The following is a 13,384-nucleotide window of genomic DNA, read 5'->3' on the forward strand; positions in this document are numbered from 1 at the left end:
CGCGGGGGCGTCCCTCCGGTGACCGTCGGCATCATCGACGTCGTCCCGGCAGCGTTCTGCCCGGCGGCCGGTCCAAATCCCGGAGTGCGGTCGGCGGAGCCGCCTGCCGCTCCGCCCGGGGGCGCACCCGGTCCCTGCCGCCCCGCGGCGGCGCCGCCGGCACCACCTGCCGCGCCGTTGGCTCCACTCACCCTGGTCCTCCCGCAATTCCCCGCCAGCACCGGTCGGTCCTGGTCCGTGTCCTTGTGTCAGTCGACGTGCAGCCGGTGCGGCGACTAGTCGGACGAACCGTCCGCCTCGCCACCGTCCCCGTTGTCGACTGCCCCGGACCCTGCATCGGCAACACCGGAGACCGCCGGAGCGGTTCCCTCGGTGCCGTCCTCGCCGTTCTCGTCCAGGTCGTCCTCACCGGCTCCCTCGGCGTTGCGGGCGATGCCGACGACGGCATCCCGCTTACCCAGGTTGATCAGTTGGACGCCCATGGTGTCACGACTGGTTTCACGAACTTCGACAACCCGGGTGCGAATCACACCGCCGCCCAGGGTGATTGCCAGGATTTCGTCGGATTCCTCCACAACCAGCGCTCCGACCAGGGTGCCCCGGTCCTCGACGATCTTGGCTGCCTTGATCCCCAGCCCACCCCGTCCCTGAACACGGTACTCGTCCACCTTCGTCCGCTTGGCGTAACCGCCGTCGGTCGCGGTGAACACATAGGTTCCGGGCCGGATGACGTTCAGTGAGAGCAGCTCGTCGCCCTCGCGGAAACTCATACCCTTCACACCCGAGGTGGCCCGGCTCATCGGCCGCAGCGCCTCGTCGGTCGGGGTGAACCGGATCGCCTGGGCCTTCTTGCTGACCAGCAGCAGGTCGTCCTCGGCGGACACCAGCACCGCGCCGATCAGCTCGTCGTCGCGGCCCTCCTCGTCGGTGCGCAGGTTGATCGCGATCAGACCGCCGGAGCGCGGCGAGTCGTAGTCCTTCAGCGGGGTCTTCTTCACCAGGCCCTCGCGGGTGGCCAGGATCAGGTACGGCGCGGCCTCGTAGGTGCGCACCGCCATCACCTGGGCGATGTGCTCGCCCGGCTGGAAGGCCAGCAGGTTGGCCACGTGCTGGCCGCGGGCGTCGCGGCCGGCGTCCGGCAGCTCGTAGCCCTTGGCCCGGTAGACCCGGCCCTTGTTGGTGAAGAACAGGATCCAGTTGTGGGTGGTGGTGACGAAGAAGTGGTCGACGATGTCGTCCTGCTTCAGCTGCGCGCCGCGCACGCCCTTGCCGCCGCGCTTCTGCGAGCGGTAGAGGTCGCTGCGGGTGCGCTTGACGTAGCCGCCGCGGGTGATGGTGACGACGATGTCCTCTTCGGCGATGAGGTCCTCGACCGACATGTCCCCCTCGTAGGGGATCAGCGTGCTGCGGCGGTCGTCGCCGTACTTCTCCACGATGACCGCCAGCTCCTCGGCGATGATCGCGCGCTGGCGGTCCGGCGAGGCCAGGATCGCGTTGTACTCGTTGATCTTGGCCATCAACTCGTCGTACTCGGCGGTGATCTTCTGGTGCTCCAGCGCGGCCAGCCGGCGCAGCTGCATCTCCAGGATCGCGTTGGCCTGGATCTCGTCGATCGCCAGCAGCGCCATCAGGCCCCGGCGCGACTCCTCGACCGTCTGCGAGCGCCGGATGGTCGCGATGACCTCGTCGATCGCGTCCAGCGCCTTGAGCAGCCCGCGCAGGATGTGGGCCCGCTCCTCGGCCTTGCGCAGCCGGAAGGTGGTGCGCCGGACGATCACGTCGACCTGGTGGTTGACCCAGTGCCGGATGAAGGCGTCGATCGCCAGCGTCCGCGGCACCCCGTCGACCAGGGCCAGCATGTTGGCGCCGAAGTTGGTCTGCAGGTCGGTGTGCTTGTAGAGGTTGTTCAGCACCACCTTGGCCACCGCGTCGCGCTTGAGCACGATCACCAGGCGCTGGCCGGTCCTGGACGAGGACTCGTCGCGGACGTCGGCGATGCCGCCGACCCGGCCGTCCTTGACCAGGTCGGCGATCTTCAGAGCCAGGTTGTCCGGGTTGACCTGGTACGGCAGCTCGGTGATCACCAGGCACTGCCGGCCCTGGATCTCCTCGACCTCGACCACCGCGCGCATGGTGATCGAGCCGCGCCCGGTGCGGTAGGCGTCCTCGATGCCGCGGCGCCCGACGATCAGCGCCCCGGTCGGGAAGTCGGGGCCCTTGATCCGCTCGATCAGCGCGTCCAGCAGCTCCTCGCTGGAGGCAGTGGGGTTGTTCAGGTACCACAGCGCGCCGGAGGCGACCTCGCGCAGGTTGTGCGGCGGGATGTTGGTGGCCATCCCGACCGCGATCCCGGTGGCGCCGTTGACCAGCAGGTTGGGGAAGCGGGCCGGCAGGACGTCCGGCTCCTGCGAGCGGCCGTCGTAGTTGGCGGAGAAGTCGACGGTCTCCTCGTCGATGTCCCGCATCATCTCCATGGCCAGCGGCATCATCTTGCACTCGGTGTAGCGCATGGCCGCCGCCGGGTCGTTGCCCGGCGAGCCGAAGTTGCCGTTGCCGTCCACCAGCGGCATCCGCAGCGACCAGGGCTGCGCCAGCCGCACCACGGTGTCGTAGATCGAGGTGTCGCCGTGCGGGTGGTAGTTGCCCATGACGTCGCCGACGACGCGGGCGCACTTGTAGTAGCCCTTCTCGGGGCGGTAGCCGCCGTCGTACATCGCGTACAGCACCCGGCGGTGCACGGGCTTGAGCCCGTCGCGGACCTCCGGCAGGGCGCGGCTCACGATGACGCTCATCGCGTAGTCGAGGTAGGAGCGCTGCATCTCGCTCTCGAGCTCGACCTGCTCGATCCGCAGGGCGCCCTCGACCTGGGCGAGCTGCTCGTCGGGGCCGTTGCCCTCGGGACCCTCGGGGCTGGTGGGCTTGTCGTCGTCGACCACTGCTGGTCAGTTTCCTCTCGTGCGTGCTGCCAGGGACGCTGCTGACGGGCTCGGGGCGGTGTCGCCCGGTTGCGTCACACGTCCAGGAAGCGGACGTCCTTGGCGTTGCGCTGGATGAAGGAGCGGCGGGCCTCGACGTCCTCGCCCATCAGGATGGAGAACAGGTCGTCGGCGCGGGCCGCGTCCTCGAGGGTGACCTGGCCGAGGATGCGGTGGTCCCGGTCCATGGTGGTGACCCGCAGCTCCTCGGCGTTCATCTCGCCGAGGCCCTTGAAGCGCTGGATCGCGTCGTCCTTGGGCAGCTTGCGGCCGGCCGTGCGCCCGGCGGCGATCACCGCGTCCCGCTCGGGGTCGGAGTAGACGTACTGGACGTCGTCCTTGCCCCACTTGATCTTGTACAGCGGCGGCCGGGCCAGGAAGACGTAGCCGCCCTCGATCAGCGGCCGCATGAACCGGAACAGCAGGGTGAGCAGCAGGGTGTTGATGTGGTGGCCGTCGACGTCGGCGTCGGCCATCAGCACGATCTTGTGATAGCGCAGCTTGGAGACGTCGAAGTCGTCGTGGACGCCGGTGCCGAAGGCCGAGATCAGCGCCTGCACCTCGGTGTTCTGCAGGACCTTGTCGATCCTGGCCTTCTCCACGTTGAGGATCTTGCCGCGGATCGGCAGGATCGCCTGCACCCGCGGGTCGCGGCCCTGCTTGGCCGAGCCGCCGGCCGAGTCGCCCTCGACGATGAAGATCTCGCACTCGGAGGGGTCCTTGGACTGGCAGTCCGAGAGCTTGCCGGGCAGCGAGGCGGTCTCCAGCAGGCCCTTGCGACGGGTCAGGTCGCGCACCTTGCGGGCGGCCACCCGGGCGGTCGCGGCGGTGATGGACTTGCGGATGATGTCCGCGGCCTCCACCGGGTTGCGGTCCAGCCAGTCGTTGAGGTGCTCGTGGACCACCTTCTGCACGAAGGTCTTGGCCTCGGTGTTGCCCAGCTTGGTCTTGGTCTGGCCCTCGAACTGCGGCTCGCCCAGCTTGACGCTGATGATCGCGGTCAGGCCCTCGCGGATGTCCTCGCCGGTGAGGTTCTCGTCCTTCTCCCGGAGCAGCTTCTTGTCGCGCGCGTAGCGGTTGATCAGACCGGTCAGCGCTGCGCGGAAGCCCTCCTCGTGGGTGCCGCCCTCATGGGTGTGGATGGTGTTGGCGAAGGAGTACACGCCCTCGCTGTACGCCGTGTTCCACTGCATCGCGATCTCGGCCGAGATCGTCCGGCCCTTGTCCTCCGCCTCGAAGGCGATGACGGTGGGGTGGATCACGTCTCCCTTGCGGGAGTTGAGGTAGGTGACGAAGTCGGAGATGCCGCCCTCGTAGTGGTACGTCACCGAGAACGGCTTGCCGTCGTCGTCGACGTGGTCCGGGCGCTCGTCGGTCAGCGCGATGGTGAGGCCCTTGTTGAGGAAGGCCATCTCCTGGAAGCGCCGCGACAGGGTGTCGAAGGAGTACTCGGTGGTCTCGAAGATGTCGCCGTCGGCCCAGAAGGTGACCGTGGTGCCGGTCTCCTCGGTCTCCTCGTGGCGCTCCAGCTCGGCCGTGGGGGCGCCCAGCTTGTAGTCCTGGCTCCAGCGGTAGCCGTCGGTGCGGATCTCCACCGCGAGGCGCTGCGACAGCGCGTTCACCACGGAGACTCCGACGCCGTGCAGACCGCCGGAGACGGAGTAGCCGCCGCCGCCGAACTTGCCGCCCGCGTGCAGCACGGTCAGCACCACCTCGACGGCGGGCTTGCCCTGCCCGGGGACGATGCCCACCGGGATGCCGCGGCCGTTGTCGGTGACCCGGACCGCACCGTCGGGGAGGATGGTCACCCCGATGGTGTCGGCGTGCCCGGCGAGGGCCTCGTCCACCGCGTTGTCCACGACCTCGTAGACCAGGTGGTGCAGGCCGCGCTCGCCGGTGGAGCCGATGTACATGCCGGGGCGCTTGCGGACCGCGTCCAGACCCTCCAGCACGGTGATCGCGCTGGCGTCGTAGGACGAGTTGTTCTCCGAGAGCGAACCGGAGGAGGGCGCGAGGGCTTCCAACACCTCCGCGACCCCTTCGGTCACGGGCGCTGCGGCAGCGGCAGCCTCGACGGACAGGTTTTCGGGGGTCTGGCTGGGGTCGCCGGAATCGGCCACGAAGCGCCCTTTCTGGCACAGCTCGGGCCGTCTCCGTACCCCGTGGGTGGGACCGGAGCGGCCTCGGCACTCGACTCAGTCACTGCTACGTCACCGCAAGCGGCGATTTCTCTGTCCAGTCTACCGGTACGACCGACACTCATGGGCCTTTGGCGGCCCCTGGCTTCCCACGTGCCGCACGAAATCCGGGCGGATTGTCTCCACCACGCGCACGGGGGGCGAAATGGGCTCACGCGGCCACTCAGCCGGTCCGGCCCGTCACCCGTCGGTCACCCCCAGGTGTCACCGGGCCCCTTGCTCCCCGGAGCCCTCAGCCGGCCGTAGGAGCGCGTGGGACCCGCCGGCCCCTGCACCCTGATCAGCTTCACCGTGCCGTGGCCCAGCTCCTCGTTCAGCTTGCGCACCAACTGGGGTGCCAGCAACCGGATCTGGGTCGCCCAGGCGGTGGAGCTGCAGCGCACCGACAGCACCCGGTCGTCCTCGGCGTAGTGCTCGGGCTCGCAGTGCGCCGCCAGGTCCCGTCCGACGATCTGCGGCCAGCGGCCCATCACCCCGCCCACCGCGGCCGGCGCCTCCCAGCCGCGCTCGGCCACCAACCGGCTGATCGCGGCGCCCAGCGGCTGCGGGTCGCGACCGTCCGCGCGCGCGCCGGAGCGCAGCCCGTTGCGTCGGGCCTCCTTCTTCTGCCGCACACCGTCGCCGCGCAGCCGCGCCTGCTCCTTGGCGTTGCGCAGCGCCACCCGGGCCAGGTCGACCCCGGACAGCTGCGGCTCGTCCGCCCCGCTGCCTGCTCCGGCGGCTCCGGTCACTCCGGTCGAATCGCTCACAGCAGCCTCACTCTCCCCAGCTTGGGGATACCAGCGTACGAGGCCCCACCGACATCAGTGGGCTTCAGGCGATTCGGTCGACCTCACCGTTCGCGACCGAGTAGCGGCTCCCCGCCAGCGCGTCCGGCACGTCCTCCGGCACGGCGGCGGTGACCAGCACCTGCTCGCCGCCGGCCACCAGCTCCGCCAGCCGCTCCCGGCGCCGGGTGTCCAGCTCGGCGAAGACGTCGTCGAGGATGAGCACCGGTTCGCCGCCGTCGGCACGAAGCAGCTCGTAGGAGGCCAGCCGCAGCGCCAGCGCGTACGACCAGGACTCGCCGTGGCTGGCGTAGCCCTTCGCGGGCAGCTCGCCCAGTTGCAGCCCCAGCTCGTCGCGGTGCGGGCCGACCAGGGTCACCCCGCGCTCCAGCTCCTGCTTGCGGGCCGCCCCCATCGCCCCCAGCAGCGCGGCGGCGAGCGGCCCGCCAGTCGCCCGAGCACCACCCCCTTCCGTGGCGCTTCGCGCCGCAGCCACACTGCCGCCGCTCAGCGGCACCCCCTCGCCCATCGAGCTGCGGTACTCCAGCCGGGTCGGACCACCGCCCGGCGCCAACTCCTCGTAGGCGCTGCGGACCAGCGGCTGCAGCGCCGCGACCAGGTCGATCCGGTGCGCCAGCAGCTCGGCCCCGGCCCTGGCCAGGTGCTCGTCCCAGACGTCCAGGGTGGACAGCTGGGCCTTGGCGCCGGCCCGGCGCGCCATCGCCGCGCTCTTCAGCAGCGCATTGCGCTGCTTCAGCACCCGCTCGTAGTCCTGGCGCACGCCCGCGAGCCGGGGCGCGCGGGCGACCAGCAGCTCGTCCAGGAAGCGCCGGCGCTCCCCCGGGTCGCCCTTCACCAGCGCCAGGTCCTCGGGGGCGAACAGCACGGTCCGCAGCAGGCCCAGCACGTCCCGGGGGCGGACGTTGTCGGAGCGGTTGATCCTGGCCCGGTTGGCCCGCCCCGGGTTCAGCTCCAGTTCGACCAGGGTCGGCCGCTGGTCGCGCACCACGCTGGCCCGGATCACCGCCCGCTCGGCGCCCAGCCGCACCAGCGGGGCGTCACCGGCGACCCGGTGGCTGGCCAGGGTGGCGACATAGCCGACCGCCTCGACCAGATTGGTCTTGCCCTGGCCGTTGGGCCCGGTGAACGCGGTGACGCCCGGGTCGAGGGGAACCTCGGCCCGGGCGTAGGAACGGAAGTCGGCCAACGACAGATGCGCGACGTGCATGCTCTGGACTCGTCAGCCTTCTTCTCGTCAACTCTGCTGTCTGCGAACGGTGTTGGAACGGGTTGGAGCTGGGATCACTTGTTCTCGACCGCGTGGCCGCCGAACTGGTTGCGCAGCGCGGCGATCATCTTCATCTGCGGCGAGTCGTCCTGGCGCGAGGCGAAGCGGGCGAACAGGCTGGCCGTGATCGCGGGCAGCGGCACCGCGTTGTCGATCGCGGCCTCCACGGTCCAGCGGCCTTCGCCGGAATCGGCGGCGTAGCCCTTGAGCTTGTCCAGGTGCTCGTCGTCGTCCAAGGCGTTGACGGCCAGGTCCAGCAGCCAGGACCGGATCACGGTGCCCTCCTGCCAGCTGCGGAAGACCTCGCGGACGTCGGTGACCGAGTCGACCTTCTCCAGCAGCTCCCAGCCCTCGGCGTAGGCCTGCATCATGGCGTACTCGATGCCGTTGTGGACCATCTTGGCGAAGTGGCCCGCACCGACCTTGCCGGCGTGGACCGAGCCGAAATCGCCCTCGGGCTTGAGCGCGTCGAAGATCGGCTGGACCTTGGCGATGTCCTCGTCCTTGCCGCCGTACATCAGCGCGTAGCCGTTCTGCAGGCCCCAGACGCCGCCGGAGACACCGCAGTCGACGAAGCCGATGCCCTTCGCGGCCAGTTCGGCGCCGTGCTTCTCGTCGTCGGTCCAGCGGGAGTTGCCGCCGTCCACGACCACGTCGCCGGGCTCCAGCAGTTCGGCCAGCTCGTCGACGGTGTCCTGGGTCGGGCCGCCGGCCGGGACCATCACCCAGACGACCCGCGGTGCGGGCAGGGCCGCCACCAGGTCCTTGAGGCCGGCGACGTCGGCAAGGTCGGGGTTGCGGTCGTATCCGACGACCGTGTGGCCCGCACGGCGGATGCGCTCACGCATGTTGCCGCCCATTTTGCCGAGACCGATGAGTCCGAGCTCCATCGCGAAGTCCTTCGTTTTGAGGTGACTGCACAGCGCGCGGCGCCCTTGCCGCCAGACGTGAGCCTACGCCCGGTGCATGGTGACCACCGGGCGCAGGACCCATCCGCGTGAGCTGCCGCGCGCTCAGCCCGAGAGCCGCACGGGCATGATCAGGTACTTGTACGCCTCGTCGGCCTCCGCGTCCGGCGCGTGCTTGCCGCTGAGCAGAGCGGGCTTGGTCGAGGTGGTGAAGCTCAACTGGGCCACCGCGGCGTCGATGGCGGCCAGGCCGTCCAGCAGGTAGGCGGGGTTGAAGGCGATGGAGATGTCGTCGCCCTCCAGGTCCGCCTCGACCCGCTCGGTGGCCTGGGCGTCGTCGCCGGAGCCGGCCTCCAGGGTGAGCACGCCCTGCTCGAAGCTCAGCCGCACCGGGGTGTTCCGCTCGGCGACCAGCGAGACGCGCTTGACGGCCTCCACGAAGGCCGGGGTGGGGACGGTCGCCACCGAGTTGAACTCGGTCGGGAACAGCGCCCGGAACTTCGGGAACTCGCCCTCCAGCAGCCGGGTGGTGGTGCGGCGGCCGGCGCCCTCGAAGCCGATCAGCCCCTCGCCCTTGCCGCTGCCCGCCAGGGCGATGCTGACGACGTCGCCGGCGCTGAGGGACTTGGCGGTGTCCAGCAGCGTCTTGGCGGGCACCAGGGCGACCGCGGAGAGCCCCTCCTGCTCCGGCTTCCACATCAGGTCGCGGACGGCGAAGCGGTAGCGGTCGGTGGCGGCCAGGGTGACCCGGTCCCCCTCGATCTCGACCCGGACACCGGTCAGCACCGGCAGGGTGTCGTCGCGGCCTGCCGCGGTGGCCACCTGGGCGACGGCGGCGGCGAAGGCCTCGCCGGGGACGGTGCCGGAGACGGTGGGCATCTGCGGCAGCGCGGGGTACTCGTCCACAGGGAGGGTGGGGAGTGTGAATCGCGAACTGCCGCAGACCACGATCACCCGCACACCGTCGGTGGAGATCTCCACAGGCCTGTTGGGAAGTGAGCGGGAGATGTCGGCCAGCAGTCGGCCGGACACCAGGACCGTGCCCGGCTCCTCGACGTCGGCCTCGGTCTCGACCCGCGCCGAGACCTCGTAGTCGAAGCCGGACAGGCTCAGCTTGCCCTCGTCGGCCGCCAGCAGCAGCCCGGCGAGCACAGGCACCGGAGGCCGTGCCGGGAGGCTGCGCGCGGCCCAGGCCACGGCCTCCGCGAGGACGTCACGCTCGACCCGGAACTTCACCGGTAACCGCCTCCTGTGTGCTGCTGTTCATCGCTTCGTTGTCACGTGTACGGGTAGCTCTCGGTTTGAGCCCGTCCCCAGGGTGGGGACCATCCCTGTGGGTGCGGAGTCCGGTGCGAGTGGCCCGGACCGCTCCCTGTTGCTGGAGACAGTCTGACGCACTCCACCGACAGCCGAGGCAGATGGGGGGAAGACGGCTCGAACCCGTGTCGGGTCGCCGTCATCCACAGATCAGGCCCCGACCTGCTTTTCGATCATCCTCGAGCTCTATACGTGGGGTAGTAGTAGTAGGGGTTGTGGAAACCGTGGACAACCCCATTCCACCCAGCTCAGACCCGCTTTTTTGTCCACATTGGACCTGTGGGGAACCGGTGGAAAAACTACGCCTGCTGTGGACACAGCACCCTTCCCCCACAGGGCAGTTGAGTTGTCCCCAGGTTTTCCCCAACTGCATCCCCAGGATTGTGCCTGGTTCTCCCCAGCCCCACTGGCAACATCCTGTGTCGTCTTTCACTCGGAACGGTGAAATGTTGATTGACGTTGCCGAACTGTGGACATTGCTGTGGAGAACCCGGCCGAAACTGGGGACAACCGGCCTGGTCCTGGGGACGGCGGGTGGATAACCCAGGCACCGTGTTGACGGCCCTTCAGTTGTCCACACCCTGTGGAGGACTGCCGCCCACAAGTACACAGGCAGGTGAGCTGCACGGACAGCTCCATGATGGCCCAGCCTGTGGAGGGATTCTGGATAACTCCGCCCTCCCCAGGGTGTGGACGGGGAAAGGTCCGCCTTCCTGTGGACCGGAGCCGACCGGACCGTTCCTGTTCGAACCAGCAGTACGCCAGTGCGGGGCTGCCGCAGGCGGTTCCGGGCCCCAGGGGTGCTGCCGGGGACGGCAGAAGGGCCCCGGAGGCGTCCTCCGGGGCCCTTCTGCGACGGTCGTCTGGTGGGGCGATCGTCATGGCGGAGCGGTCTGGCGCGGCCCGTGCCTGGTCCTGCCGCCCGGTCAGGTCTTGATGCGGTTGGTGAGCTCGGTGACCTGGTTGTAGATGGAGCGCCGCTCCGCCATCATCGTGCGGATCTTCCGGTCGGCGTGCATCACCGTGGTGTGGTCCCGGCCGCCGAACTGCGCCCCGATCTTGGGCAGCGACAGGTCGGTGAGCTCCCGGCACAGGTACATGGCGATCTGCCGCGCGGTGACCAGCACCCGGCTCCGGGACGAGCCGCAGAGGTCGTCCACGCTCAGGCCGAAGTACGCGGCGGTCTGCTGCATGATGACCGTCGCGGTGATCTCCGGGCCGGCCTCCTCGCCGCCCGGGACCAGGTCCTTGAGCACGATCTCGGCCAACTGCAGGTCCACCGGCGCCCGGTTGAGGCTGGCGAACGCGGTCACCCGGATCAGCGCGCCCTCCAACTCCCGGATGTTGCGCGAGATCCGGGAGGCGATGAACTCCAACACCTCGGGCGGGGCGTTGAGTTGCTCCTGGATCGCCTTCTTGCGGAGGATCGCGATCCGGGTCTCCAGCTCGGGCGGCTGGACGTCGGTGGTCAGCCCCCACTCGAAGCGGTTGCGGAGCCGGTCCTCCAGGGTGACCAGCTGCTTGGGCGGCCGGTCCGAGGAGATCACGATCTGCTTGTTGGCGTTGTGCAGGGTGTTGAAGGTGTGGAAGAACTCCTCCTGGGTCGACTCCTTGCTCTGCAGGAACTGGATGTCGTCGACCAGCAGGATGTCCATGTCGCGGTAGCGCTGCCGGAACCCGTCGCCCTTGTCGTCCCGGATCGAGTTGATGAACTCGTTGGTGAACTCCTCCGAGCTCACATAGCGCACCCGGGTCCCCGGGTAGAGGCTGCGGGCGTAGTGCCCGATGGCGTGCAGCAGATGGGTCTTGCCCAGGCCGGACTCGCCGTAGATGAACAGCGGGTTGTAGGCCTTGGCGGGTGCCTCGGCCACGGCCACCGCGGCCGCGTGGGCGAAGCGGTTGCTGGAGCCGATGACGAAGGTCTCGAAGAGGTACTTGGGGTTCAGCCGTGCGGCCGGCTCGTCCTTGCGCGGCAGCTGGGGCGAGCCGCTGGAGCCGCCGCCGGGACGGTTCCTGGGGTGCTCCGGCGGGGTCGGCTCGGGGCGCAGCGCGCCGCGGTGCTCGCCGCCGCCGTCCTCACGGCCCGGCTCGCCCTGGTGGGGGTCGCCGTGGCGTGGATCGGCGTGCCGGGGGGCTGCGTGCCGGGGGTCGCGTCCGTCGCGTCCGTCCCGGCTGTCGCGCCCGAGCGGGCCGTCGTTCTGGTGGCCGCTGCCGGGGTGGCCGTCGTTCTGGTGCCCGGCCGACGGGTGGAAGGCCTCGGCCGGGGGGCGGTGCTGCTCCCAGGGGCGCTGCTGCTGCGGTGGCGGCCCGGACGGGGGCCACTCGTCCTCGGGGTCGTGCTGCGCCCGGCCGGGGAACGCGCCCTGGTAGCCGCCGCCCGGACCGCCCGCCGGGACGCCGTAGTAGCCGCCGCGCTCCTGGTACGGAGGGGCGGGCCGGTCGCCGCGGCGGTCGTAGCCGTAGTCGGGGCCGAAGTCGCGCTGCTGCGGATAGGGGGAGTACTCGTCCGGCTGGGGGCCCTGCTGCTCGGGTTCACGGGGCTGCGGGGCCTGCGGCGCCGGGGCCAGCGGGGCCGCGTTGGCGTCCACGATCACCGCGATCCGCATCGGTCGGCCGTACTCGTGGCTCAGCTGCTCGGTGATGGCCGGCAGCAGCCTGCCTTCGAGCACCCCCTTGGCGTAGTCGTTGGGGGTGGCCAGCAGCGCGGTGTCCTGCATCAGACCCATCGGCTGGGTGCTCCGCAGCCACTGGGCGTCCATCGTCTTGACGTCCTGGTCGTTGCCCAGTCGCTCGACGACCCGCGCCCAGACGGTCGCAAGGTCGCTGCTGTTATCAGCCACTGGTGCACGCTTTCTCGTTCCACCGGGGCAGGTGGTGGGGGCCAGGTGGGGAGGACGGGCAGGAAGGAGTCTGCCAACGGTAGTCAGGCAGGGGGCCCGCATTCAAGTTCTTGTCCACAGGCTGTGTACAGCAGTGTCGCAGACCGGGGGCGGGCAGCCGGGCAGCGCAGCTCCGGCAACGGCCGGGCAGCGGCTGCGGCAGGGGCTGGTTTGACCCGTGGACCGGCTTCCGCGTACCGTAACGAGGTCGAGTTGTCGATGGCCGCTGCCGCATGCCCGCGGAATATCCGCACACCACGGCGCGCAGCTACGGGCGTCGTGGATCACCGTACATAACGGTTATGGGGATCGCGCGGACGCACGGTGACGGCTACCGACGCCCCGCCACCCTTCGATTCATCCTGGAGTCCCCCCGTGAGCAAGCGCACTTTCCAGCCGAACAACCGTCGTCGTGCGAAGACCCATGGCTTCCGCCTGCGGATGCGCACCCGTGCCGGCCGTGCGATCCTCGCGGCCCGCCGCGAAAAGGGCCGCGCTCGCCTGTCCGCCTGATTCATCAGGTCATGTCGTGCTGCCTTCCGAACATCGGTTGAGGCGGCGCCAGGACTTCGCGACCGCGGTGCGGCGGGGCCGCCGTGCCGGACGACCGCTCCTGGTCGTGCATCTCAGCGAGAGCCGGGATGCCGCGACCGGAGCGCCGTACGGCGAGAGCGACCCCGTGGCCGCCACGGACTTGTCGTCAACGGACCCGCACAGCGCCGGGGAGAACCCTTCTCCGGCGCGTGCGGGTTTTGTCGTCAGCAAGGCCGTGGGACCGGCTGTGGTCCGCAACCGTGTGAAGCGTCGCCTGCGTCACCTCATGGCCACGCGTATCACCGGGCTGCCCGCAGGTAGCCTGATAGTGGTACGCGCGCTGCCCCCTGCCGGGACGGCGGAATTCGCGGACCTGGAACGTGACCTGGATTCCGCACTGCGGAAGCTGTCCGCCCCCCGGGGCGGCCGCTCCCGCACGACCGGTACCGCACCTCCTGATGCATCCTCGCCGATGGGAGCAGGGCAGTGACGTACCTGCTGGTGGCGGCTGTCTGCCT

General features: G+C 70.0%; 10 protein-coding genes. 2 read left to right on the top strand and 8 right to left on the bottom strand.

The window, feature by feature from the left end:
- From TR46_RS44710 to dnaA, 8 genes are all read right to left on the bottom strand, one after another.
- Positions 1-191, bottom strand: a 191-nt coding sequence (locus TR46_RS44710) for a hypothetical protein (protein WP_236655595.1), incomplete at its 3' end; no start/stop codon positions are given.
- 84 nt (positions 192-275) lie between these two features.
- Positions 276-2,936: a DNA gyrase subunit A gene (gene gyrA, locus TR46_RS31060; protein ID WP_042408245.1), complete on the bottom strand. Its 2,661-nt coding sequence runs from the start codon at positions 2,934-2,936 to the stop codon at positions 276-278.
- A 74-nt stretch (positions 2,937-3,010) separates the two neighbouring features.
- Complete coding sequence (gene gyrB, locus TR46_RS31065) at positions 3,011-5,002, bottom strand: DNA topoisomerase (ATP-hydrolyzing) subunit B (protein ID WP_042408290.1); 1,992 nt, start codon at positions 5,000-5,002, stop codon at positions 3,011-3,013.
- Between the two features lie 362 nt (positions 5,003-5,364).
- On the bottom strand, positions 5,365-5,922 hold the full coding sequence (locus TR46_RS31070; RefSeq protein WP_084719093.1) for a DciA family protein: 558 nt from the start codon (positions 5,920-5,922) through the stop codon (positions 5,365-5,367).
- Positions 5,923-5,986: 64 nt separating this feature from the next.
- Positions 5,987-7,168: a DNA replication/repair protein RecF gene (recF, locus tag TR46_RS31075; protein ID WP_042408252.1), complete on the bottom strand. Its 1,182-nt coding sequence runs from the start codon at positions 7,166-7,168 to the stop codon at positions 5,987-5,989.
- Between the two features lie 74 nt (positions 7,169-7,242).
- Positions 7,243-8,118 carry a phosphogluconate dehydrogenase (NAD(+)-dependent, decarboxylating) gene (gene gnd, locus TR46_RS31080; protein WP_042408255.1) on the bottom strand — a complete coding sequence of 292 codons (876 nt, stop codon included), beginning with the start codon at positions 8,116-8,118 and terminating at the stop codon, positions 7,243-7,245.
- 123 nt (positions 8,119-8,241) lie between these two features.
- A complete protein-coding gene (dnaN, locus tag TR46_RS31085; RefSeq protein WP_042408257.1) occupies positions 8,242-9,372 on the bottom strand; it encodes a DNA polymerase III subunit beta in 1,131 nt (376 codons plus the stop codon).
- Between the two features lie 1,007 nt (positions 9,373-10,379).
- Complete coding sequence (gene dnaA / locus TR46_RS31090) at positions 10,380-12,212, bottom strand: chromosomal replication initiator protein DnaA (RefSeq protein ID WP_500801530.1); 1,833 nt, start codon at positions 12,210-12,212, stop codon at positions 10,380-10,382.
- Positions 12,213-12,707: 495 nt separating this feature from the next.
- Here dnaA and rpmH point away from each other — a divergent pair, with 495 nt between their 5' ends.
- Positions 12,708-12,845: a 50S ribosomal protein L34 gene (gene rpmH / locus TR46_RS40210; RefSeq protein WP_034089364.1), complete on the top strand. Its 138-nt coding sequence runs from the start codon at positions 12,708-12,710 to the stop codon at positions 12,843-12,845.
- Between the two features lie 16 nt (positions 12,846-12,861).
- Positions 12,862-13,356 carry a ribonuclease P protein component gene (rnpA, locus tag TR46_RS40215; RefSeq protein ID WP_084719094.1) on the top strand — a complete coding sequence of 165 codons (495 nt, stop codon included), beginning with the start codon at positions 12,862-12,864 and terminating at the stop codon, positions 13,354-13,356.
- Positions 13,357-13,384: the final 28 nt, after the last annotated feature.

It is taken from the genome of Streptacidiphilus carbonis, from assembly GCF_000787775.1.
GTDB lineage: Bacteria > Actinomycetota > Actinomycetes > Streptomycetales > Streptomycetaceae > Streptacidiphilus > Streptacidiphilus carbonis.